This is a genomic window from Candidatus Uabimicrobium helgolandensis (genome assembly GCF_041508025.1).
GTDB classification, from domain to species: domain Bacteria; phylum Planctomycetota; class Uabimicrobiia; order Uabimicrobiales; family Uabimicrobiaceae; genus Uabimicrobium; species Uabimicrobium helgolandensis.
Genome location: NZ_CP165719.1, coordinates 4,812,620 through 4,837,243, shown reverse-complemented (window position 1 = coordinate 4,837,243; position 24,624 = coordinate 4,812,620). Strand labels below are relative to the sequence as shown.

Genomic DNA, 24,624 nt, shown 5'->3' with positions numbered 1-24,624 from the left:
ATTAAAGATATCTAATGCGAAATCATAAAAAAAACTTGACTTTTCTTTGAATAAAAGTATAAAATTTGGGAAAATTATATTGGGTTTTAATCAAAACATGTCATAATTATATTTGTTTCTATCTACATTATTTACCAAATCCATCCAATCAAATCCATTCATTAATAAAGGCAATTCATGACTGTGGAAAATATAGAAAAAGTTGATAAGATGATCAACCGCACTTTTGGCTCGTGTGTTGTTAAAGAGAAGATTGCGGTGGGAGGGTTTGGGACAGTTTATAAAGCTATAGATACTAAACTCGATGTTCCAAGAGCATTAAAAATATTTCATCCGCATTTATCAGAAGAAAAAGGTTTTCGACAACGGTTTGAAATTGAGATGCGCCTTCTTGCACAGTTAGATCACATTAATATCGTGCGCATTATAAGTGCTATCGATGAACCAGATATTACTGGTTTTATTATGGAATATGTTGAAGGGAAAACTCTAGCAGATATTCTTGAAGATGATGGCACCTTTGCAATTCAAACAGCACTAGATGTATTTATCCAAATTGGTAAATCTATTGCATACGCCCATAATCTAAAACATCAAATTATTCACCGTGACTTGTCGCCTGATAACATAATGATTCGCCCAGATGATGTAGTAAAGATTATGGACTTTGGAATTGCAAAAACAATAGGCTCTGAGCGAGTAACTCAAACAGGTATAGTTCTTGGTAAACCAACTTACATGGCTCCAGAACAGTTCGAAGGAACAGTTTCTGCATTTACTGACCAGTATGCTTTAGGAGTTATTTTATACGAGATGGTTACAGGACGTGTTCCTTTTGATGCCGAAACCCCCATTGCTTTGTACAAACTACATTTAAACGAAGATCCTATCCCTCCAGAAGAACTAAATGATCAAGTACCTACGTTTTTAAACAATGTTATTTTAAAAACTTTAGCAAAAGATGAAAAAGATCGCTTCAAAAATGTAGATGAACTTATTGATGTATTACTAAATCAAGGATCACCTACAACGAGAATAGAAAATAAGATTACGCCACTTATTATAGATGCTCACCTAGCTGCTGATAGAGAAAATTTTGGCGAAGCACTTGAAATTTATGACAAAATATTAGCGATAGAACCTCACAACAAAGAAGCTCAGACAAAAAAACAAGAAACATTACAGTTAGTTAAAACGCATCAAGAACAAGATCTTATAGAAGAATGGTTTCATCAAGCACAAGCATTCCACGAAGCTTCTATGCACGATGAGGCATACAACTATGTTAAAGACTTTTTAAAATTAGCATGTCATTATCAAAATTCAAAAACTGTAAAAAGATATATTAATTCTTTACAAAACCGTATGCCAGAAACATTTCACCGCGCACAAGTTTCAGTGAAAGAAGAGCTAGAAAATTCACAAAGAATAACTCGTATAGGGAAAAAGTTGTTTCAGCAAAATAACTTTGACGAAGCACTAGAAAAATTCGAAGAAGCGTTACTTATAAATCCTTATAGCGAACTAATTCAAAAACTTCAATCACTATGTCATAAAAAAATTAAAATGGCAAAAATTGCGGAAATGTATCGCGATGCAATTATGGCGTTAAAAAACGAAAAATATGATGAAGCAGTACATTGGTTTGAAGCGGTTTTAAAACTACATTCTGGACACAAAGATGCAAGAAAATACTTGGAAATGGCGCAGGCAGAATTGTCGCGTTTACAGAAAAATCGTTCAGAAGTAGATGACAAATACAAACAAGCTGTAGAAGCGTATGAGAAATGGAATTTTACTCAAGCAATTAAGATGTTTGAAGAGGTCTTACGCGTTGATGATCAGCACAAAGATGCAGAGAAACTACTAAAAGAAACAAAAGATCGCATTGATGAAGGCAATAAAATGGAAGAAATTGCTTTCTTCTATAACCAAGGAATGACCTTTTTCAAAAGTCAGCAGTGGGAAAAATCAGTTAAATGTTATGATCGTGTTCTCAAATATATGGAAACACACATCGGCGCTGAAAAATACAAGCAACTCGCTGAAAAAAAGCTAAAAGATCAAGTACAAATAAACCAATCTTTACAAGAAGGTCTAGAAAATTTCCGAAATTCAAAATACACCCGAGCAATCAAAAGTTTCGATTTTATTCTAACTCTAGATAAAAATCACAAAGGTGCTCGACAATATAAAACTTTGTGCGATGAATTAAGAGGTTTAGGAGCTGAAGGATAGGTTCTAGTTCTGGAATTCCCTATATGATAAAGCAAAACTTAATCATTTGCTTAAATTAGGATGTAATGTTGTCCTAAATCCCCAAAGAGTAGATACAGTAGAATTTTCAGCATTTGTCTCTAAACCGATATCCATTACACACCTTATCAAAAAATCTATTCCAAACATTATAGGAATTTTACAGGGCTCCTATTTAGCTAAAGTAATAACACTTTACAAACGCACATTGTGCTGTAAATGCAACTCGTTGAGCATTGCTCAACCTTATAATTTTCATTACTTATTAATAATAATTGTAAGAGCGTATTCTCTGTCTCACGATATGCTCTAGAAGAATGGTCCTAGAAGGAGTCTTCTATGGGCCTCTTTTTTTTTAAGGGCAGAAAAAATGACTTATTATTTAATTTATTTATCGATATCTTTTTTTCTTACCTACTCAGCTGTTTATCCAATCAAAAAAATCGCCAAGAACTATAATATCGTTTCCCGAAAAGATCATATTCGTAGTAGAGAAATTCCTTATTTTGGTGGAGTAGCAGTATATTTGGGGTTTATATTAACCTTAATTTTATTTTTCTATATTGAATTCCCTGACCAAGAAATACGTATTTCATTAGGAAATCCTAAATTTTTAGGTTTGCTACTAGGTGCTATTCTCGTTACATTTTCAGGATTAATACACGATGTATATCCTTACTCTATTCTTCTACGGATTGTAATACAAATTTTAGCTGCCTGTACTCTTATTGTAAATAATATTTCTTTCGACCACGATTTCTTGCGTTTTTTACCTATTAATTTAGGTGAAGGTACTTTTTATTTAGGAAATATATTTTTATCCATTTGTTGGGTAGTACTTGTAATCAACTGTTTAGATATCTTAGATCAAATAGATGGACTCTTTACCAATTTACTAATCGTACTGAGTGCCATTTTTTTCTTATTTTCTGTTGTAAATGATCAATATGAAAATGCTCTTGTTCTTGCAACGGCAATGGGGGGACTTCTCGGAGTTTTTGTTGATCAAATAAAACCAAGTAAGATTCTACTTGGAAAATCTGGTACTTATTTTCTTGGCTTTCTTATTGCAGCAACATCTATGGATATAAAGTATACATCCAGCAATCTAGGGTTTTTTATCCCTATTATAATTTTAATTGTTCCAATAATATATTTTGTTTTTACTCCCTTTGTGCACAAAAAAAGTACGATACTACACTTACGCAACAAAGATATAAATGATGAAAAGCAAATATTTTACGTTTTGGTGATCACATGTATTCTAAGCATTCTTTTATTTGTAGTTTCACAACAAGTCGGATAACAATATGAATGGTTCAGAAAAAATAAAATACTTAATACATTGCTTGGCTTTTTTTTGTATGCCTATTATAATTATAAGAGGAATAGAGATTTTTTTGTTGGAGAAAGACAAAGAAACTCCAATTGTTAACTTTCAACCGGTTAAAGTATCAAACACAAAAACGATATGGTTGGGAAATATTTCTTCTAAGAGTCAAGTAATTTTAACACCGCACAGTGATACTATTGAGTTAAATAATTTTAATAACGACATAACTAATCGCTTTTTTAAAAAAAAATACAAATTTTATTTTTTGTACATCGCTCATTTTGGCCAGCAACCACTAAAATTTGCGCCAGAAATGATAAAATGTATATTCAACTGCGAAAGTAACTCTCATCAAAATCAAATACTAAAGCCACAAAACAGTACACTATACACAGACTTACTGTTAAATGACAAAGAAATAGTAACTGGCGCGGTTCACAAATTTTTAATTGGCTTTGATACTACAGAATCAATGCTACAGTGTAAATCAGTAGATTTAATATGGCAAAAACAGAATATTAATATGAAAAAAACGATATGTTTGAGGAAAACCTTCAATGAATTTTTGGCAAAGCCCACTTTTGATTTCTTTTATCAAGAAAATAACTAATATATTCATATTGACATTATGTTTAAGCGCTCAAGAAGTGAACGAAGGGCGCTTGCTTTCTCTTTTCTCAGTATTAGAAGATAAAAATACAGATAAGAACTTACAAAATGAAACAATAAAGCGTATTGTGAATTTGGGAAAAAGTGTAAAACCCTATATTGAAAAAAGACTAACAACAACACAAAATCCGCTTTACTTTTATATAATACAGCAACTTTCCCAAAAAAAAACAAAAACCAAGTGGGAAAAAAACGATCATTTTTTGCAACATTACCAACAAGCTCTTGATTTTGCAAAACAAACTAAGTATGAAGAAGCTAGCAAAATTATAAAAGCTATCTTGCTTCTCGAGAAAAATCTTCCTTTTCAAAATCAAATGGAAAAGTCATTAAAAACGATAGAACGAAAACAAAAAATAAAGAATCAAGTCATAATCACAAAATCATATACAACTGCAAAATATTATTCATTTAAAGACAAATTGAATTTTATAATTGCTATAAAAAACAACGGCTTTAAACCTATCACCATTATTTGCGGAAAAAAACATTTAGATTTGAAAATCACTTCTACAAAGTTTTTTCTTTCAGGAGATAATCGCACAGATATCACAACAAAAACTCCGAAAATAGATGAAAGAATGACAATAAAAGGAGGGGAATGGTGGAAAGCGGAAGTAAATATTCCTCAAAAATTTCTGAAAAAAGAATGTTATCAAGAATTTGAAGTTGAAACACAAATTAAACTAGCAACACTGCAAAAAGCTGGTAAGAACCATTTTCCTAAAATAGAATTTCCAAAAGTAACAATAAAGGTGCTACCTAAAAAATACCACGTTGTTATGGCAAACCCCATCGCCTATTTTAAAGGTGCTGTGATAAAAAATTATTCTCAAGTATTGTTTTATTCTTCGTTTTTCATTAAAAACAAGAACCTCAAGCCAGCGATTTCTTACTTAATTAATAATTTAGAAAGCGTATCGCTTTCTTCCCTAGTAAAAAGCATTCTTGTAAGATTCACTAATCAAAATCATTCAACTATTCAGCGTTGGAAAAATTGGCTGCGAGCGCGTAACTGGAAACAGAAATAAAGAGAAAAAGATGACTACCTTTCAGATGGATAAAAAATTACAAACGGAAAAAATTTCATCTCCGTTAGGCAAGCGGTGGGTCTTTTTTTTACAAGTACATAAAAATTCCAATTCTCAGAAATCAGCAAAAGCACTTGTAAACTTAGTAGAATGTTTATTTCGCTATACAACCATTATTAATATAAGCGACTACTTGGCTCATACAAAAAGACATAATAACCAGTCCCATACCCTTGTTTATAAATGTTTAACTCAAAAAAGAAATTGGGCAAATAATTGGTTAAATTGTTTAGAAAGCACATGGCCTAAAAACGAAACATTTTTAACAAATATCTCGGCACTTGATCCCGATAAAATAATAAATGCTTTTGCTAAAATCTTACAAATAAATGTCCCAGCAAATAAAAAGAAAAAAGACATTTCGACAAAAGAATACAATCGCTACTTAAAACATTTTCAACACCTAATACCACTTATTAAGTTTTGGAATAGTTATTCTTTAACATACTATCAAGATTTTCCTTGGCAACAAAATGAGGAAACGACCGTTCCAGTGTTATCATTTGTTGGTTTAAAACCAAAACATTCTTTACAAGATATCAAATCAAAAATACATGGTACTTTAGATAAGTTTTATCTTTGCAACAACTCTAATTCTCAATTCTTATCTCTATATCCTTTTTTCTCAATGAATACGCAAAAGTCGGTTCATTTTTTTGCTTATTTTAATATCAAAAAACAACAAATAGAGTATATCAATTATGATAATTTCAAAAAAGAAAAACGAACAGACAGCTCTATAATAAAAGAATTATCTATCATATGTACCTTTTTAGAAAAACAACCTTACTCTTCTGAATACAAAGGAATGGAAGATATCTTTTTTGCCAAAGAAACATTTTATCCTCCTTTAGAGAAATTAACAGATTATCGCGATATACATAAAAAAATCAACCGACGTCTTAAGAAAAATTCCTTCAACATCGTAACTTGTTTACACGAACTCTTAAGTAAGTTTTTCATCAACGCTTTTCTTGAAAAGTTACTATCATATGACATTTTAGAAATTCTTGTACAATTAGATTTTAGTAATAAAGTACTGGCTCTTGGTAATGTTTATCCTGATTTAGAAAAACATATCGTTCAAATATTAGAAACAACACAAACAAAAATTAAGAGCGACAATCGTCTATTCATAAAACTTTATCGTAATTTTTTACAAAAAAAATCTTACGATCATTTAAAACATTTGATGCTAGTCTGGTGTACTATTAACCAGGATATCGTGATTGAATATATCGATAAGCTGACAAGCGAATATCGCGAAGAAGTATTTCTGATGATACTGGATTTTTTATTAGAAGAAGAGCTAAATGAGGAAGCGGTATTCTTTTTCGACAGCCTATATTGTGATAAAGACTTACTTCACAACAAATCAACAATTATTAAACTAATTAAGGCCTTTGTTGTCATAGAACCACAACGATGTTTTGATGTATGTCGACTATTTATTTTTAACTGGGACATCCAGTGGATTGATAGTGTAGTAAAAGACTTGCTTTACATTTCCTTAGACAAAACAATCGCGCTTGTAGAAGAAAGTGGTGCAGAGCCTGGCTCATTTGATTACGCAAAATGGCAAAGATGGACCGTCATTTATAATATTATTCATCAAAAAAATGACTTTGTGTTGTTGTATGAATTTATTAATAAAATTAGCGATTCAGTATCACGCCTTCGTTTAGAAGGTGTTTGTGCTTTATCAATGAACAAAATAGATTTATTCATGAAAATAGTTTCCGAAATTTCTTTTTCAAACAACACAGAACAAATTATTGGAAGTATCTGTTTCTTTATTCATTATCTAGATAAAAACCCAAGCGTTGAGGAAGACCTTACAGATAAATTAGTAGAAATTATTCACACCTACAGCTACGGCTTGCTAGACTTTGTAGGCACTTATAACATTAAGAAAAATAGCCAAAAATTTTTAGCAAATATCCATGCGGGAGATATAATTCGTATAAAAAAAGAATTTGAGGAAGAAGACAAAAAAATCTCCCTTTTTTCGATATATATTAGTTACCTAATAGCCAAAGGCTTTTTATCTATAGAAGATCTACAAAAAAATGCCGAACTCATTACCAAGAATTTCTTAGATAGTTCGCAAAACAACTTCCAAGAGCTTTTTGATTTAACAGAAAAAACAATAGGCGAAGATGGCCAAAGTTATGAATACAACACCGTAAATCAACTACTTGCAGAAATGGCAACTGTACTTTGGACTAAAGACAAACAAATTGCAATCTACTATATCGAGCAAATTATTCCAGATATGCTATTTGACAAAGAAGATGCGGTAAAAAAACTTGTAGAAGCTCATCCCAACATAAAATTGAAAGAGCTAGATCTTTTTTCACTTGAAAAATACGAAATAGATCGCGTCAAAGTTATATGGTTAGAAAAACACATTACTAATTTTCCTCAAAATATTGTCTCATTATATTCAAAGGTAGATGAGACACTAAAAAATCGACTCATAACAAAAGGAATCCCACTACTTGTAGAGTTTAATATTGAAGAAGCGATAAAATTCATGGACATGATAAAAAAGCAAGCTATCTTTGATTTTGGCGAGCAAATGGGGAACATTTTTCTAAAATTATATCGCCACAATGAAATTGTTGGTTGCGATTTTCTTCTAAATATAAGTGGTTGGGACCTTACTCATAACTCTACAGTTTCTATTTCTCTACTACGAGCTCTTAAAAAACTCTCGCTAAGAAAACTGCTTAGTATATATGACATTATTGTCGCACATTCAGATATATTGTATCGCGAAGAAATTTACACATTACTACTATCAACTATCGTTCATCGCAAACCGAGCTACACTTTTACATTGCTGCAAGAGGCTTCTGCTAGTTTTTCAAACAATATACTTGAAAAAATTGTATATAGCTTAATTTCGCAACTTTGTCATTCAAAAAAAGATCTAGCATATCAGTTATTTCAATACTTGTATGCCAAAATGCAAATCAAAAAATTTATCATTGATGAAGTTTCTTTATGCCAAATAGAAGATGCTGTTATCAAATGTATGCAGCAAGATAAATCTTGGAATTATACACCAGAAATTTGTATTCATCGCTGGATGGTTTCGCCAAGACTTTTTAGTAAACTATGCTTCCGCTTGTTATTTACTATGCCAGAAAGAGCAATATCTCTGGCAAATTATCTTGTCGGAAAAAAAGACATTTTCTACATATTAGGCAGCGTTCCCTATGTTATCATCAATGATAAAAATTTAGATATTCAAATTGAATTTAGCAAAGAAGAATACCCTTCTCTGTCAACGGCGAATAAAAAACATATTCTCCGCCTCATTACTTTATCTATAAATCGCCTGCCGAGTTTAGAAGATATTTTTCCTTATATTTTAAGCCCTATCTGGTCAGAAAAAGATATCGAAGAGATTTTAAGTCTATTTCCAGCAGAAATACACAAAGAATTATCGCTAACAAATTACATAACATTTATGGTTGCAAGAGAACTCAGTGGCTTTAATCGCTTGCGATTTGAAAGTAATTTAAAATATTTTGCGCAGAAATTTTACAAAAAAGAATCAGAAAAGATTGACATAGAAAAGCAGTTCTTTCCTCTTTTATTTAAAATTATGTTTTGGGCTAAGCCAAAATTAGTAGATGAAATCTGGCTAAGTTATTGGGACCAACAGGACTTTATTGCATTTGTATTAATAAGTACCATTGACCAGCCTCAAAAACAAATGCTTTGGGTTGAAAAAATCATAAGTAAAGAAGATCGTTTAGAAGGTTTTGAAATAATCGCGACATCAATTGTCGAACAAGGTTTTCCTATAATCAGTGGTTTTTGCGAGGAATGTGCCCAAACAATTGATGATTATGGCGGTTTCGAACTCGTGTATCTACGTGTGCCTAATATTTTTATTACTCTGTTAGAACTCAATATTGATATTGCAATATCCTTAATCAATAGTATTTTTGATGAAGAAATTCTCGCTTCATCAGTAGAATTTGCACTAGAATACTTGTGCACTGCAAAAAATTTCACGCAGAAAATGTGCAAAAGAATTGTGTTATGGTTAAAAAATGCATCTATTACAAAATGCATATCCGCTAACGATCTCTTATATTTCTATTGTCAACTTGTAGAACGAATGCTCGATATCAATTGTTCGTACGAAGCCAAAAAACTAACGCAAGAAATTATTCGTTTAACAAAAATATGCCAAGAACGAGAAAAACGTTACTATTTAGAAGATTTAATTATGCGTTTGCTCGACGAAGACATAGAGCTTGCTTACAAAATTGTACAAAGTTATGAAGATAACGAAGATTTATTTGTTAAAGTCGTCGCTCAGAAATCCCTAGACAATTTACAACAATCTATAAACATGGCTAAAAATCATGACAACCCAGAAGTTGTTAACTCTGCCTTAGAAGAAATAGCTAATGTTCTCGTTACGTCCAAACCATTAAAGGTTTTCGAAATGGAGAACATTGTAGACGATCTTTTATGTGGAGATGCTGTCTTTGGAGCATTGGCAGTCGCTAGCGCTAAGCAAAAAAAATCACCACATGATTATATTTTGAAAATCGAAAATTTTAATATCTTACTGAAAGTATATTGTGAAATAGCAGAAATTTATTTACAGGAAAACAATGATTCCGAATATTTAATCTATCAAAATAAAATAGAAACTGCTATAAAAGGAATTAAACCAAGTTATAACTTTTTAGGGCTTTCCCTTGAATGGGATTCTGGCTTTCCTGTAGAAATTCCAAATGAAACGTTAGAGAAATTAAGCTATCTATATCCTAAGAGCACTCTTCGTCTCTTTTTTATGTATATTGAACATGATAGGTTTATTGATTTAGAAGAAACTCTACAAGCTATTTTTCGGGCTGTAGCACTTAGATGTCCGGAAGACATTCTCAATATACTAAAGAAAATTGAACAATTCGACTTGAGTAATTATCAAGACGTTTTACAAGAACAAGCGAAAAAAAATCCGAAGCGAGTTATGAGTTGGCTAGTACAAATAGACCAAACTCACTTATATCCATTAGTGTTAGATCAAATAACTGACCAAAATCAATTTTTTGAATGCTTAGAATTGGCTCTTAAATATAGTCATAACTTTTCGAAACAAGATTACATCAATCGATTAACAATGTTAATCAAATATTTATTTCGTATAGGAGGACAATCTATTGTATTTCGTATGGTAGAAGTAATGCAAATATTTTCTCCTCCACCTTTTCCGGCCTCTATCAAAGAGATTATTCAGGGATGTATTGATATTTGTAATCGCTGGGAAAACGAACAAAGAAAAAATTTCAGCGATTAGGGAGTAAAAAGTGAAGGCGAACGAAGTAAAAGTGAAATATAAAGCTATTAGAGAAAAGTACGAAAGAGAAAAGGGCCTCATTGACCGTTTTTTATTTTCAGCTGTTCCATCTGATTTATTAGGTATTTTAAAGAGATTATTTAATGACGTAGTCGAGTGGGAACAAAAGATTTATGAAGCAAAAGCCTTAAACGCCAAGCAAAAACAAATTGTAAAAAATATCGGTTTACTAAAAAAACAACTACCTAGTTTGAAAACCATAAAATACTGGCAGCTTTTACAAGTTTTACTTCGCTTTCCTGGTAATTTTCAACTGGCAATTCAAGACGATTTATTCACAATTATGAAAAAAAGTGAAACATTTCTGTCGTTGCCAAGTAAAATCAATCCAGAAAACTATAAAGGCAAATCTCTACGTTTTTTACTCACGGATTGCCTAGCACTTTCGCGTCTTAGACAAGAACAAATACAAGTCATTGACCAGAAAGATATCCACCGCTCTATTGAAATTGAAAACAATTTTTCTATTATCCCTAATCACTTTCTTTTGATAGAAAAAATAAAAGAAGAAGGTGTTATTTCTATTTATCGTGGTCTTAATATAGAAACTGATCAACAGATTCTCATAAAATATATTCACAAAAGCAAAAAAAACACCAATTTATCAGAAAGTGAAAAATTAGATCACCAAAGATTTGCCGAAGAAGCAAAGTCTTTTGAGAAATTGCAAAAATACCGCTCGCAAAAAATAGATGCTGGTGAGCGAACCATTGACAATTTTTTCGTTAAAGCATATAGACTTGCTCGCGGAAAACGCAATAAATTCTCTACAGCAAAAGATACCTTTGTTCGCGAAGAAAAAAGTGAAAGCATTGAATTTATGGTTATGCGCTATATTGATGGCGTTAGTTTAGACGATTTACTCAAAGAGTATCGGCAAAAAAATATACAAATTTCTTTAAAAATCGTAATGTATATTCTCGATGGTTTGTTACAGGCACTGGATTACTGTGCGAAGGAAGACATTACCCATCGCGACATCTCTCCTCGCAATATCCTCATAACTAAAAAATTCGAAGTGCGTTTGACTAATCTTGGATGGGCAGCTCTTGATATGAATCAAACTCTACCTAAATGGTCTTTCATTGGTAGTAGCCCTGGACATGTTGCCCCAGAAGGTATTTTTCGCAAATCAGAAAACATTTCGCAAGTAGTCATGCGCACAAATAATCGCTTTGACTTATACTCAGTAGGTTGTCTTGCATACGAAATGCTGGTCGGACATTTACCATTTGTTTCTACTAATAATTTAGAAACGCTAAAAAAGCACATCTCAGAAACTCCGATAGAACCTTGTCGAATTCGCGAGGAAATATCTCCCAAATTAAATGAATTCGTAATGAAACTACTACATAAGTCACCAGATAAAAGATACGATAGAGCACAGGAAGCTTTACTTGATCTACGACGTTCATTTACTCTAGCCCAAAAAGCAAATGCAATTAGCCACAGTGTTATGACCAAAAGCGCGCAACAAACCCAAGAATTTAATCTTGCTAATTTACCTATCCAAAGAAAAAAGAAAAGTTTCTTAAAGCGCGTACTTGTTACTCTTGTTCTACTTTTAGCTATCTCTGCACCTTTCTTATATCACTTTCGTAAACAGGTTACAATTTTTGTTAAAGAGCAAGTACAAAAATATCAGCAAAATAACGCCTACTCACAAGTCCAAAAAGACTTACAAAACTTTCGCGATAAAATTATATATAAAGTCGAGCGTGCCAATAGTGTTGTGTATTTACTTCAAAACAAATACCCTGCGAAAAAGGGATATCCGCAACCTAACAACCGCGAACTTAATATTCTTAAAGCACAAAAAGATTACCTTGCGCTTCTCGATCATATTATGAAAGAAGGCAAAGCAGAAACCCAAAAAAACCCTAAAGCTGCTTTTGAATGGGCAGAAAAATATAAGAACTATACCAACTTCAATCGCAATGCTGTAAACATGTTAGATCGATTATTTGATAAACTAACAGCTACGCAACGCATTGCCAAAAGTTTGAAAAAAACGCGCGACGAAGAAAAAATGATGCGTAAAACATATCGCTTGCTACAAGAGCATATTGTACAAACAGAAGAGAAAGTCAACTTAATAGAGGAAAAACTTGCGGTACTCCAAGAACGGTTTCCTACAGAAAAAGGTTACTTACCAGTTGATGAATATATTTATAACAATCTGAAAAAAGCACAACAACAAGTTGATAAATATGAAAAAGTTGTTGCTCAGATAGCAAGTAAGATGAAGAATAATCAGTACGGAGAAGCAATAACAATATCTAAACCATATCAAAAAGCCAACGAAGAAGACTTAGAATATTTAACAGATACACGCGAAACGGTACAGCAGATATTTACTTCATCAGAAAATATATATAAAGAACGACAACAACGCAGAATTCTCGACCAAACATTTGTGATGCTACAAGAACGCGTTGGAAAGTTACAAGAGGCACTAGATTCAGCAAAAAGTCAGTGGAAAGAGGCTGGCAAGATATCACTTAAAGTGAAGTCTCCTAAAAGCCTTTTTAAACAAGCAGAAAATGAAATCACACAAGTCAAAAATTTAGTGACAGAAGTAAATGTTTTGCTTGACAAAGTAGAAGAAGAAAAAGCGATAGAACTGTTAAAACCTTATGTTCAAGGTAAAAAAACCGTGCTTCAGGATTTACTATCAATTAAAGAACAGTTTGTTGACCGCATACGTATAGCTAAAGCTCCAAAAACGCCTCAGGTAAATAAAAACGATATTATTAAACTACTATCAACAGCAAAAAGAAACTTGTCGCGCATTCAGCAAGCCGATGTTTCTGTCGATAAGAATTTAGAATATTTACAAGAAGAATTTTCACTGACAAAACAGCCACTAACCTCTAAGCAAAAATCTTTTTTAGAAAAGGCAAAAAACAACGAAAAAGGTTTATCTAATTTAGTAAGACAAGCAGAAGAACAACTAAAACAAGATAATTTAGCAAAAGCACTCAAAGTTTTAAAAAGCAAAGAAACAGATATTAACAAAGGTAAAAAGTACGCCTCAAATCTCGAAAAATTAGTTACCTATTTGAAAAACAAAATTGTAAGTTTACAACGTCAAAGAAAAAAGACAAGGTGGTTAGCACAAGCTAATCGCATTTTGAAACGCGTCGAAACCCAAAGTGAACGTCTAAAACGTAGTTTTTTACCTGTAGAAGGACGTGTAAAACGTTTAGTTTCTATTTATCCAGCGTCAAGAGGCTACACTCAGGTAGAAAGTTCACTACTTAATACACTACAAGAAGCAAAAGACATCGTTAATTTATATAGTAGCAAAATAAATAATGCACAAACCCTATTAAAACAAAACGAATATCTTCAGGCTATCAAACTAATAAAGCCCTTAGATCAAAGTAATGCAACTTATTTAAATCTATTAAATAAGCTCAAAAAACTTGAAGAGCGAACTGTTGAAGTCGAAGAAATCGTTAAAGTAGAGAAAAGGCAAAAGCAAGAGCAAAATCAAATGCGCGATTTAGTTTTGAAGCTAAAAGAACGCAAAAAAGAAATAGACACTCTTATTCCAAATATTTTAAGTAATATTGATAAACTAAATTCATACAATGTTAAAGACGGCTACATGAATTTAAGTAAACAAAGTAAAAAATATGTAATAGAAGCCAAAGGAGAGTCAGACGAACTTGACGAATTAATAGACGAAGCAAAACAAATGTTTATTCAAAAACGTTATGCTGATTTACAAACGCTGGTAACGCCATATCTAGATAATCCAACATTTTCCATGTTACCTTTATTAAAAACCTATATGAAAAATAGTTCGCGAGCCTTGGCTTTTAACAACGAGCTAAGAAACAACGATAGTTTAAGACGCGAAAGACAAAAAAATTATGTAGAAGTCGAGCAACGTGAAAAAAATCTGCGCGCGTGGCGTAAATCACCCGGATCATGGTACTCAAGTATAATAAACTCGTTAGGACGCTATGAAGAATTACCACTACAACCATTATTAAAAGACCGTGGTAGTTTATTAATACGCGACCGTATACAAATGACCATTAAAAAAGTACGCGAATATCCCGATTTGATGGCTGAATTGCAAGCAGTAGTACACGATTTAAAAAACAATAACAAGTCAATACCAATTCCAAATGGTTTCAAAGGAAAAATACTCAAACGCTATCTAGCCTCTGGTAACATTGATGTTGATATCAATCAAGAAACGCAAAAAATTGAAAAATTAGTATACCAACTACAACGAGAAATCAAAAGCTCGTGGATTGAAGAACAAACACTACGTGGAATGTTACGCAGTCTAAACAGCGTTTCACGAAAATTTAGTGAAGAATACATACCAGTGAAAAGCATGCTTATTAATTTACAGTATAAGAAATAGTGATAGAAGGAACAATAACAATACTAACCGCTTTTCATGGCGAGCACTGTTGGCAATTCTCCATTGCAGATGATCACTTACTTGTTTGTTATAACTTTGACAATAAAAAAATCGAAGTTGTAGCGGAGGGACCACATATAAAGAAATTTTTTAACAATTACGAATTACAAGTTCTTTGTGGGAGTAAACCTAAAGGTGGTGTAGATGGTGTGGTTGTTCGTTACCAAATACGCGATAGCTTGAAACTGTACGAAGCCAGTATATGGTCTCCTAAGAAAAAACACGGTTCTTATTTCGACATAATCGCAATTTTGTTGAAAGTCGGCGTGGAATATTGTGTTGAGTTACAAGAACATATTCAGAATATAAGCGCATACATTCCTGGGATCGATGCTAATGGTACAAACTAAAAATGCGCTTCTGTAAAGAAAGAAAACAAACGTTTCGATTCTTTTTTCACGGGCACCATAATGATGTCCGTGGCAATGCGCTGTATCGCTACTTTGATATTGCTAGAGGATCTGCGCTTGAAAGTGCTGGCGCTTTAGATATAATAATTACCAAAGAATACTACCCTAAAGAGCAAATTAATTTGGGAAAAAATATGCTGCGGTCAATTGTCTCAATGCTCGTTGAATTGATCAAAAGAACTTCCAAAGACCATGTTTTTTTAAAGGATTAAGATTAGATTAAGAATTAAGATTAAGATTTCTTGAACCTACAGATTACTCACTTATACTCTATTTCTTTCCATGCCTGTGTTCTATAAAAATTGGATATAGATATTGCTGTTATCCTTAATAATCCTAGGTAACAATCATTTTTACAAAGCAAAGGCTTAATAGAAAATTTTCAAAAACTAAAACGACAAGAAGATAAATCTCCTTTGGAAATACTATACCCTCTATCCCACGATAATTATCTCCATAAATTAAATTTTAAAATTTCCCATAAGGCTTTAAATCCATCAGAAAAAGCTTTCATATGCTTCCCTTCTTCTACAGAACGCGGGGCATAATCAATAGCAATTTGTTTAAACTTTAGGTGCTTACCATCGATTTTAAATTTTGAGAATTTAGCTGTGACTTCTGGCTCTAAACCAAAATTAGATTTTGACCTTATAGTTTTTGCTATTTCGCGAAATATACTACCGCGTGCCATTTTATAACACACTTCCATGTCAGTAGTCATCATACGTGAGCGTGGGTATGTAAAGCAGGAAGAAACAATGCTTAAAAAACGATTTCCAAACCAGTTTTGCCAATAAATCACCTTATTATTCTTACCAAAGCGATTACCATACACAATATCGTAGCCATGTTCTTCAAAATAAGGAAGAAATTGTTGCCAGTTTTCTGGATTGTACTCTAAATCCGCGTCTTGAATAACAACTAAGTCGCCTGTCGACTCCAGAAGACCTTTCTTGACTGTCTGACTTTTTCCTAAATTTTGCTCATTGTGTAAAATGATAAAATTATCTTTATCTGTATATCTTTGTAATATTTGCAGTGTATTATCTTTCGATGCGTCATTTACAAGAATGATTTCTTTTTCTATATTTAAAGAAAGAGATTCTATTTTACTGAGAATCTTTTCTAAAGTTTTTTCTTCATTGTAAATAGGAACGACAATAGATAGTTTTTTGTATTTCATTTCACTCTGCCAAAAGTTGCTTTGCTCCAAGTTCAATAAATTGCTGTGCTAATTTCTTACCTAATTCGCATGCGTTTTCTTTATTTCCAGTAATATTTTCATTAATCGTAGCATCGCCTTTTCTACTACCAACAAAACCACGTAGAATTAAGTCATTTCCCTTTACTAGCGCCCAAGCTCCGAGTGGAACGGAACAACCACCTTCGAGTGTACGCATAAAACTTCTTTCAGCAGTGACTTCGAACATCGTTTTTTCATTGCTAATACTTTGCACAATTTTTAATACATCGTCGCGCGTTTCTTTTATTTCGAGCCCCACTGCTCCTTGCCCTACTGCTGGAGTGAATATTTGAGGGGATAACGACTCGGTAACTAAATTTTCTTTTTGCAAGCGCTCTAATGCTGCATGAGCCATAATGATCCCATCCCAACCATTTTCATCGAGCTTTCGCAATCTTGTCTCTATACTACCGCGTAGATCCACAAATTTCACTTGAGGTTTTTGCTGTTGAACGAGTATTTTTCGGCGTAAACTACCTGTTGCAATACAACCATCATTCGGCATTTCTGCGAGTGATGACCACCTACTAGAAATAAAAGCATCTTTAGGATTTCCTCTTGTTGGAGAACCTGCAAATATTAATCCTTTTGGCAGTTCACTTGGTAAATCTTTCAAACTATGAACAGCAATATGAATAGTTTCATCTAAAAGCTCATTTTCGATCTCTTGAGTAAATAAACCTTTGCCACCTATTTCAGGGAGAGGCTTATCCTGTATCATATCTCCCTTAGTATCAATAACTTTGATCTCAATAATATATGAAGGGTATTTCTCCTGTAAAAGCGATTGGATCAAATTTGCCTGCCATAATGCAAGATTACTTCCACGTGTTCCTAGGATTATTTTATTCAACATTGTTTTCTCTACTTTGTAAATTAGTTCTGAGAATCCACGAAATAAAGTTAACTTTACTTCGTGGATTCTCCGTTTATCTGTCGCTATTTTTCACTAAAAAGTATAACCTTACCATTTATATATAAGCGACCATTTCCAGTATAAGTTATATTTTTTATACCTACTCTTAATACATTATTAACTATTTTGACGTCTATTTCAAAATCAACGATATTAGGTGATTTTGAGGTTATTTCTACTGTGTAATTTGCAATTTTTTGCCGATTTAACTTATATATTGTATATTCAGAAGTAAAAGGAGGCAAAAATTGAAAAGGAATTTCAGTAAATCTTCCAACTCTTTGTTTTTGAATTTGGCTATCTTTTTTGAAAATACATTTAAATAGCTTACTTGCAGGACTTACTATTTCAAGAATACACTTTAGAATATCGCCTTTACACTTTGTTATAATTGGCAAAAATTCAGGAGCAAATTGTAATACACAACTGATTATATGTAAGAAATCGGCACGTGCATCTGTGATTTCTTTATCGACAAATGTGCGAATATTAAAATTATCACTCAAGTCAAAAATCGTTGTATATTTTATTGTTTGCGAATATTTATCTCTTAATAATCTGTTAGTAAAGGTTAAATTTAGTGAGTCTTTTTGTTTCACCGCTTTACAAATAATATAAGTGGTATTTTTTTCACTAGCACAATAATAAGCAAAACTGTTTGCTAATAAAAAAATAGAACTATTTTTATCGTTGTTATTTACAACATCCATCTGGGTAAAGTTTTGGTGTTGCCCCTGTAAAAATTCTACATCACCATAATAAAGTAAAGTATTTTCATGATTTTGTTTTAAACTATTTTCTGCAAATAAACAACTGCACGCAATAATTGATATAAAAAAAACATATTTCATTGGCCCTCTCCTTATTTTTTTTCTGTATTTAGGGACATGCCCTACAAGTGATATTTCATATTGTATCACCTACTACGACAGAATAAGGAGCTATCAAAATATGTTTAGTGATTTTTTAATAGATATTTTTCTCCAGCAGTAATTGCTACAGGGAGTTTGTTTTGCTCTGGAGCCATAGGACAAGTTGCATAAGGAGTATATGCGCATGGGGGATTATATGCCTTATTGAAATCGATAATCACTTCCCCTTTTTCATTTGGAGCATCTGCATATATATAACGTCCTACTTGATAAGTTGTTTTTCCTGTTGTCACGTCCTGGAACATTATAAAAAGAGAAGATCCACTTTTAACAGGATCCAAGCTATACTCTTTACCTTCTATCTCGAATAAAAGTTGGCCTGGAACTATGTCCTCACTGGTCATACCAAGAATGTTAGTGATTTCTATTTTCTTCGGTGGCATGTAAGGAACAAATTTTGCTTTTACTTTCCAATGACTCTTTATTGAAAAACACAACACTTTATCAAGTTTACTAATATCTTCATTTTTGTAATCACGGACGCGAACAGCTAATTTGCCACTTCGTTCTATTACAAACCACGATAAAGACTCATATTGAAGATTACAGGACTTCTCTTTTTTAAAAACTATTGTTTTGGTACTAATAGGTTTGCCGTCACAAATAATGCCTGGTACTTGCGGAGTAAAAAAAACTTGATTATTACTTTTAGTAAAAATACCTACCTGCTGCGGAAATCGTTTTTGCGACACGCGAATATCGCTATTCTCTGCACTGCCAATGTGTGTATTTTCTTTATTAATCCAGTGTAGATCAACAAGGCTTAACCAATTTTTTTTGAGGGAACTAATGCGCTGCTTTTTCCATATTTCTATTTCTCCCTTGTAGCTATCTGCATTTACCAAAGAGAAACAGAAACATATAATAAATACGTAGACTTTCTTCATTTTGCAGACTTCCTTGCTTTTTTTTCCTTCATTTTTGCGATCGCCGTTTTTACAGCTTTCTTATTGATAAATTGAAGGCCTTTTTTTACTAAAGACTTTTGGGTATATTCTTTGTGTAATTGAAAATGTATTGATGTACCAAATGTGCCTTTGCTATCGATAACGATATGCCTTGTATTTGGTAATTGATAGCCTCTCTTACAGGCCGTATGACCTACAATTAAAATTTCACTATTAACACATTTTGCAAAACGATCTGCTGATTCCTGTGACAAATCTCTTCCCCAAACAACTTTTTCAATCATCGCATCATCTTTTTCTTTGTTTCCAGTACCCTTTTTAAAAAAGTCTAGAGAGTAATGGCTCAAGTATTTACCAGGAGGTGTTGAGTGGGACATAAAAATCCCATTGTGAGTGTTACAAGCAATAGGCATTGTTCGAATGTAATCGTTAAACAATTCTAAAAGTGCCGGATAATATTCACCATAAGCTTGCTTCATTGCTTGGCGAAACAAAATGTTATAACAAATACCACCTTTTAAAATTTCTTTACCTGTTAGTTCTGAGAGTTCGTGATTTCCCAGTATAATATGAACTTGGTGTGGGTATTTACTTTTTAAAAATGCGATATCTTCGTGCAAGAGATAGCTATGATCTTCGCCTACTTCACAGGTATGAGTGGCTTCTTGAATAATAAGATGGCGTTTGGGATGGTTTCCTAAATCTACGGCATTAACCACTTTCGCAAAATTTTCGCGGTTACCATGTAAATCACCCATAATAACAACATCGCCTTTAGCAGGTAGTTCAATTAAGTTTCCTGTACGGTACTTATCTTCTTGGTTAGCACGAATAGTAAGAGAGTAAGCCTCTTTTAATTTGATAAAATCACGAGTATTCATCGATCTCAATAACTCCTTAGTGATTAAATTTTGTATTCCCACTACCAGATAACGGTAAATTCAAGGGACCAAACGGCGTTTGTACATCCATTGATCCTTCTAAGCCGTAAGAAGAACCAGACCCTTTAAGCATATTAAATAATGCAAATCCTAAATTAGAAGGTAAAATAGAAATAGGTATCTTTACTATATTTTCTTCACCTTTAGCAAAAGAAGTACTTTTTTCTATCTTATTTTCAACAACAGAAGTATCTGATAGTTTTAGTGCATAATTAAGTTTGTTTAAATCTAGAGGAAACTCGTTGTTGTTTTTTAAACGTACATTCAAAGTTGCTGTTGCTTTTGAGAAACCAATATCTTGCCAATCTACACTCTCTAAATTAACATCTGGTGCTGTAGGAATAGGAAGCTCTGCTTCTTTTTGTAATGGCAAAGAAATCGGCCCAACTCCAGGAGCATCTACAGACAAATCCATTTTGGCAGTATATGGAACTACTGATCCTGGTTTGAAACCAGATAGTACATTGAGCGTTTCTAGAAATTTTATCGATACCGGTAATTGAATAACTTTATTACCACTCGCAGGTATAGAACCTTGTAATTCCTTAGCATTACCCGACAAAAAACTTTTACCGTTTGTTGCCAAAGAATAATCTAGATTAGTTAATGGAAGAGGTACACTATATGGATTTGAAATATCAATATCAAATACAAGATTTGCTTGTTGTAGATCTAAGCCGCTTAATTTTACCCCTACAATATTAGCTCCCGGTTTAGGCGCAGATTCTAAAAGCGATTGCAGTGAAGAGCAAGAAAGTAACATGGTAGATAGCATGATAATAACCCATGTTTTAATGTACATATTGTTATTCCTTCCATTAAGATTTCTTTTTTTATTGTTGACCACAAACAAATAAATGATAATTGTTATTGCGAAAAGTTTTTACATAATAGCACATCCTTTAAGATATGAACAAAATAAAATGTTGCAATTGCTATGAAATTTTGTTTTTGACACGAGACATGTTATCATAAACTCTAAATATTTATTTTATCACCACCTGTCATTGTTTAAGTTCCTGTAGAATTAAAGTATTCGGGCGATAAAAGTGACTTAGCAAAGCAACCTTAAATCGTACATTTAACAGCTCTACCAATATCTATAAATAATAATTTAAGCATATAGAGAATGTGGTATTTCGTCTTCTCAAACATATTCTTTTCATCGGTTATGAGGTATAACAATGTCCATAGATGCAAAAGTCATAAATTCTATTATCAATCAGCAGCATCGAGATCCTTTTAGTGTTTTAGGTCCTAAATTCGATAAAAATAAAGGGATTCTAACAATAAATTCGTTTTTACCACATGCAAAAAAAGCAGTAATATGTTGTTTAGAAACACAAAAAAAATATACAATGAAAAGAATTCATGACCAAGGATTTTTTCAAGTAGTTATCGAGAATCAAAAAAAACTATTTTCGTATAAAATACAGATTATTCAACAAGACAATTCAGAGGAAGAATTTTTCGATTCATATAGTTTTTCTCCTGAACTTACCGATTTTGATTTACACCTTATTCAACAAGGTACTCACTACAAAACATATGAGAAATTAGGTGCACACTCTATCAATATTGGTGGTGTAGAAGGTACCTATTTTAGCGTTTGGGCTCCTAATGCTGTATCGGTTAGCGTTGTTGGCGATTTTAATCGTTGGAACTCGAAAACACATATGATGGGCATTTTAAATCAATCAGGGATTTGGCAAATATTTATTCCTGGCGTTTCATCTGGCCATTTGTATAAATATCGCGTTTATACCGACCAAGGTGGATATTTTGATAAAACCGATCCTTACGGTTTTTACTCTGAACTTAGTCCAAATACAGCATCTATTGTTTACGACCTCAACAAATACAAGTGGAACGACAACAAATGGATGGAAGAGCGCTCTAAAAAACAACATTATACATCGCCTATGTCAATATATGAAGTACATCTTGGATCTTGGAAACGCAAGGAAAACGGCGATTTTTTATCTTATAGAGAGCTAGCAGAACCCTTGGTTACTTATGTCAAAGAAATGGAATACACACATATAGAAATATTGCCTGTCCTAGAACATCCTTTTTATGGGTCCTGGGGCTATCAAACAATTGGATATTTTGCTCCAACAAGTCGTTACGGTGAACCACAAGATTTTATGTATTTTATTGACTACTGTCACCAAAATGACATCGGTGTAATACTTGACTGGGTTCCTGCTCATTTTCCCAAAGACACCCATGGCTTGTGCTTTTTCGACGGTACCCATCTGTACGAACACGAAGATCCAAGACAAAGAGAACACCTAGACTGGAAAACATACATATACAATTATGGTCGCCACGAAGTAAGAAATTTTCTTATATCCAGTGCCTTATTTTGGTTAGATAAATATCATCTTGATGGACTACGTGTTGATGCCGTAGCTTCCATGCTACACTTAAACTACTCAAAACCAGAAGGAATGTGGATACCAAACAAACATGGTGGACATGAAAATTTAGAAGCGGTAGGCTTTGTACGCGACTTGAATACTCAAGTTCTCGAAAACTACAAAGGCGTTATTATAATAGCAGAAGAATCAACAACATGGCCAGGAGTTACTCGTTCTACACAAGTTGGTGGATTAGGCTTTGATATGAAATGGAATATGGGATGGATGAACGATATTCTCAAGTATATGGGAACAGATCCTATTCATCGCAAATACAACCACTCTATATTTCCTTTCTGCTTGTGGTATGCATTCAATGAAAACTTTGTGCTAGTTCTTTCTCATGACGAAGTTGTACACAGGAAAAAATCTCTTATTGATAAAATGTTTGGTAACTACGAACAAAAATTTGCAAATCTACGTCTACTCTATGGGTTTATGTATGGACACCCTGGAAAAAAAATGTTATTTATGGGAGGTGAATTTGCACAGTGGAAAGAATGGAACCACGATAAAGCTCTCGATTGGAACCTATTGGACTATGAATCCCATCGTCAAATTAAACAATATGTAAAAGACCTCAATAAACTATACAAATCCTATCCATCTCTTTACGAAACTGATTTCGACAGTAATGGGTTTGAGTGGTGCGACTACAAAGATACAGAATTTAGCACACTATCTTTTTTCCGCAAACAAAACAAAGAAATACTCCTATTTGTTTTTAATTTTACACCCATTCCAAGATACAATTATTTACTAGCAGTCCCATACTTTGGTGAATACACCGAAATATTTAACAGTGATGCCAGTATTTACGGTGGCCAAAACATAGGAAACATGGGGCAAGCGAAAGTCGAGAATATCCCCAAATACAATATGCCCCATACACTGAAACTCAATCTTCCTGCTTTAGGAATGTTGGTATTTAAAATAAACGTGGACTGGGAAACCTACAATAATCATTTTAAAACAACTAAACCAAGTATAATTAATTTCACAACTAAGTCTGACACCAAAACTAAGTCCGACACTAAAATTCAGTCTGACACCAAAACTAAGTCTGACACCAAAACTAAGTCTGACACCAAAACTAAGTCTGACACCAAAACTAAGTCTGACACCAAAACTAAGTCTGACACCAAAACTAAGTCTGACACCAAAACTAAGTCTGACACCAAAACTAAGTCCGACACCAAAATGCAGTCTGACACCAAAACTAAGTCTGACACCAAAACTAAGTCTGACACCAAAACTAAGTCTGACACCAAAACTAAGTCCGACACCAAAATGCAGTCTGACACCAAAACTAAGTCTGACACCAAAACTAAGTCCGACACCAAAATGCAGTCTGACACCAAAATTCCCAAAACTAAGCCTGACACCAAAACTAAATCCGACACCAAAATGCAGCCTGACACCAAAACTAAGTCTGACACCCAAATTCAGGAAATTCCCAAAACTAAGTCTGACACCAAAACTAAGTCTGACACCAAAACTAAGTTTGACACCAAAACTAAGTCTGACACCAAAATCAATTCCAAAACTAAGTCTGACACCAAAATTCAGTCTGACACCAAAATTCCCAAAACTAAGTCTGACACCAAAATCAATTTAAAATCAAAACGTAAAAGCAAAAAAAACAGAAAAAAAAACAAATAGG

The 24,624-nt window shown here is 33.0% G+C and carries 15 protein-coding genes; 9 read left to right on the top strand and 6 right to left on the bottom strand.

The window, feature by feature from the left end; translation table 11 throughout:
* Window positions 1-177: 177 nt before the first annotated feature.
* The 8 genes from UABHE_RS17625 (at window position 178) to UABHE_RS17590 (ending at window position 15,810) form a co-directional block, all read left to right on the top strand.
* Window positions 178-2,238, top strand: coding sequence for a protein kinase (locus tag UABHE_RS17625; protein WP_372364554.1), 2,061 nt, complete (start codon window positions 178-180; stop codon window positions 2,236-2,238).
* A 388-nt stretch (window positions 2,239-2,626) separates the two neighbouring features.
* Window positions 2,627-3,562 (top strand): MraY family glycosyltransferase, encoded by a 936-nt coding sequence (locus tag UABHE_RS17620; RefSeq protein ID WP_372364553.1) that lies wholly within the window; start codon window positions 2,627-2,629, stop codon window positions 3,560-3,562.
* Between the two features lie 4 nt (window positions 3,563-3,566).
* A complete protein-coding gene (locus UABHE_RS17615; RefSeq protein WP_372364552.1) occupies window positions 3,567-4,199 on the top strand; it encodes a hypothetical protein in 633 nt (210 codons plus the stop codon).
* Window positions 4,147-5,289, top strand: coding sequence for a hypothetical protein (locus UABHE_RS17610; protein ID WP_372364551.1), 1,143 nt, complete (start codon window positions 4,147-4,149; stop codon window positions 5,287-5,289). Before UABHE_RS17615 ends, UABHE_RS17610 begins: the two co-directional genes overlap by 53 nt.
* Before the next feature lie 10 nt (window positions 5,290-5,299).
* Window positions 5,300-10,681, top strand: a complete 5,382-nt coding sequence (locus UABHE_RS17605) for a hypothetical protein (RefSeq protein WP_372364550.1) — start codon at window positions 5,300-5,302, stop codon at window positions 10,679-10,681.
* 10 nt (window positions 10,682-10,691) lie between these two features.
* Window positions 10,692-15,128: a protein kinase gene (locus UABHE_RS17600; RefSeq protein ID WP_372364549.1), complete on the top strand. Its 4,437-nt coding sequence runs from the start codon at window positions 10,692-10,694 to the stop codon at window positions 15,126-15,128.
* On the top strand, window positions 15,128-15,538 hold the full coding sequence (locus UABHE_RS17595; protein ID WP_372364548.1) for a hypothetical protein: 411 nt from the start codon (window positions 15,128-15,130) through the stop codon (window positions 15,536-15,538). Before UABHE_RS17600 ends, UABHE_RS17595 begins: the two co-directional genes overlap by 1 nt.
* Window positions 15,539-15,540: 2 nt before the next feature.
* The gene (locus UABHE_RS17590; protein WP_372364546.1) at window positions 15,541-15,810 is read left to right on the top strand and encodes a hypothetical protein; all 270 of its coding nucleotides are present in this window, start codon (window positions 15,541-15,543) and stop codon (window positions 15,808-15,810) included.
* Between the two features lie 236 nt (window positions 15,811-16,046).
* Here UABHE_RS17590 and UABHE_RS17585 read toward each other — a convergent pair whose 3' ends face one another.
* From UABHE_RS17585 to UABHE_RS17560, 6 genes are all read right to left on the bottom strand, one after another.
* The gene (locus tag UABHE_RS17585; protein WP_372364545.1) at window positions 16,047-16,781 is read right to left on the bottom strand and encodes a glycosyltransferase family 2 protein; all 735 of its coding nucleotides are present in this window, start codon (window positions 16,779-16,781) and stop codon (window positions 16,047-16,049) included.
* Between the two features lies 1 nt (window position 16,782).
* On the bottom strand, window positions 16,783-17,697 hold the full coding sequence (gene hemC, locus UABHE_RS17580) for a hydroxymethylbilane synthase (RefSeq protein ID WP_372364544.1): 915 nt from the start codon (window positions 17,695-17,697) through the stop codon (window positions 16,783-16,785).
* Between the two features lie 83 nt (window positions 17,698-17,780).
* Window positions 17,781-18,608: a hypothetical protein gene (locus UABHE_RS17575; RefSeq protein WP_372364543.1), complete on the bottom strand. Its 828-nt coding sequence runs from the start codon at window positions 18,606-18,608 to the stop codon at window positions 17,781-17,783.
* A gap of 104 nt (window positions 18,609-18,712) precedes the next feature.
* Window positions 18,713-19,576: a DUF1684 domain-containing protein gene (locus tag UABHE_RS17570; RefSeq protein WP_372364542.1), complete on the bottom strand. Its 864-nt coding sequence runs from the start codon at window positions 19,574-19,576 to the stop codon at window positions 18,713-18,715.
* Entirely contained in the window at window positions 19,573-20,478 is a 906-nt protein-coding gene (locus tag UABHE_RS17565; protein ID WP_372364541.1) for a metallophosphoesterase, read from the bottom strand. The genes UABHE_RS17570 and UABHE_RS17565 overlap by 4 nt, the downstream gene beginning before the upstream one ends.
* Before the next feature lie 16 nt (window positions 20,479-20,494).
* A complete protein-coding gene (locus UABHE_RS17560; RefSeq protein ID WP_372364540.1) occupies window positions 20,495-21,340 on the bottom strand; it encodes an LEA type 2 family protein in 846 nt (281 codons plus the stop codon).
* A gap of 382 nt (window positions 21,341-21,722) precedes the next feature.
* Here UABHE_RS17560 and glgB point away from each other — a divergent pair, with 382 nt between their 5' ends.
* The gene (glgB, locus tag UABHE_RS17555; RefSeq protein WP_372364539.1) at window positions 21,723-24,623 is read left to right on the top strand and encodes a 1,4-alpha-glucan branching protein GlgB; all 2,901 of its coding nucleotides are present in this window, start codon (window positions 21,723-21,725) and stop codon (window positions 24,621-24,623) included.
* The last annotated feature ends 1 nt before the right edge of the window (window position 24,624 follow it).

Bases quoted from the DNA above. Each gene is read 5' to 3' on its own strand.
- UABHE_RS17625 (WP_372364554.1), top strand. From the start codon at position 178: ATGACTGTGGAAAATATAGAAAAAGTTGATAAGATGATCAACCGCACT.
- UABHE_RS17620 (WP_372364553.1), top strand. From the start codon at position 2,627: ATGACTTATTATTTAATTTATTTATCGATATCTTTTTTTCTTACCTAC.
- UABHE_RS17615 (WP_372364552.1), top strand. From the start codon at position 3,567: ATGAATGGTTCAGAAAAAATAAAATACTTAATACATTGCTTGGCTTTT.
- UABHE_RS17610 (WP_372364551.1), top strand. From the start codon at position 4,147: ATGAATTTTTGGCAAAGCCCACTTTTGATTTCTTTTATCAAGAAAATA.
- UABHE_RS17605 (WP_372364550.1), top strand. From the start codon at position 5,300: ATGACTACCTTTCAGATGGATAAAAAATTACAAACGGAAAAAATTTCA.
- UABHE_RS17590 (WP_372364546.1), top strand. From the start codon at position 15,541: ATGCGCTTCTGTAAAGAAAGAAAACAAACGTTTCGATTCTTTTTTCAC.
- UABHE_RS17585 (WP_372364545.1), bottom strand. From the start codon at position 16,781: ATGAAATACAAAAAACTATCTATTGTCGTTCCTATTTACAATGAAGAA.
- hemC (WP_372364544.1), bottom strand. From the start codon at position 17,697: ATGTTGAATAAAATAATCCTAGGAACACGTGGAAGTAATCTTGCATTA.
- UABHE_RS17575 (WP_372364543.1), bottom strand. From the start codon at position 18,608: ATGAAATATGTTTTTTTTATATCAATTATTGCGTGCAGTTGTTTATTT.
- UABHE_RS17570 (WP_372364542.1), bottom strand. From the start codon at position 19,576: ATGAAGAAAGTCTACGTATTTATTATATGTTTCTGTTTCTCTTTGGTA.
- UABHE_RS17565 (WP_372364541.1), bottom strand. From the start codon at position 20,478: ATGAATACTCGTGATTTTATCAAATTAAAAGAGGCTTACTCTCTTACT.
- UABHE_RS17560 (WP_372364540.1), bottom strand. From the start codon at position 21,340: ATGTACATTAAAACATGGGTTATTATCATGCTATCTACCATGTTACTT.
- glgB (WP_372364539.1), top strand. From the start codon at position 21,723: ATGTCCATAGATGCAAAAGTCATAAATTCTATTATCAATCAGCAGCAT.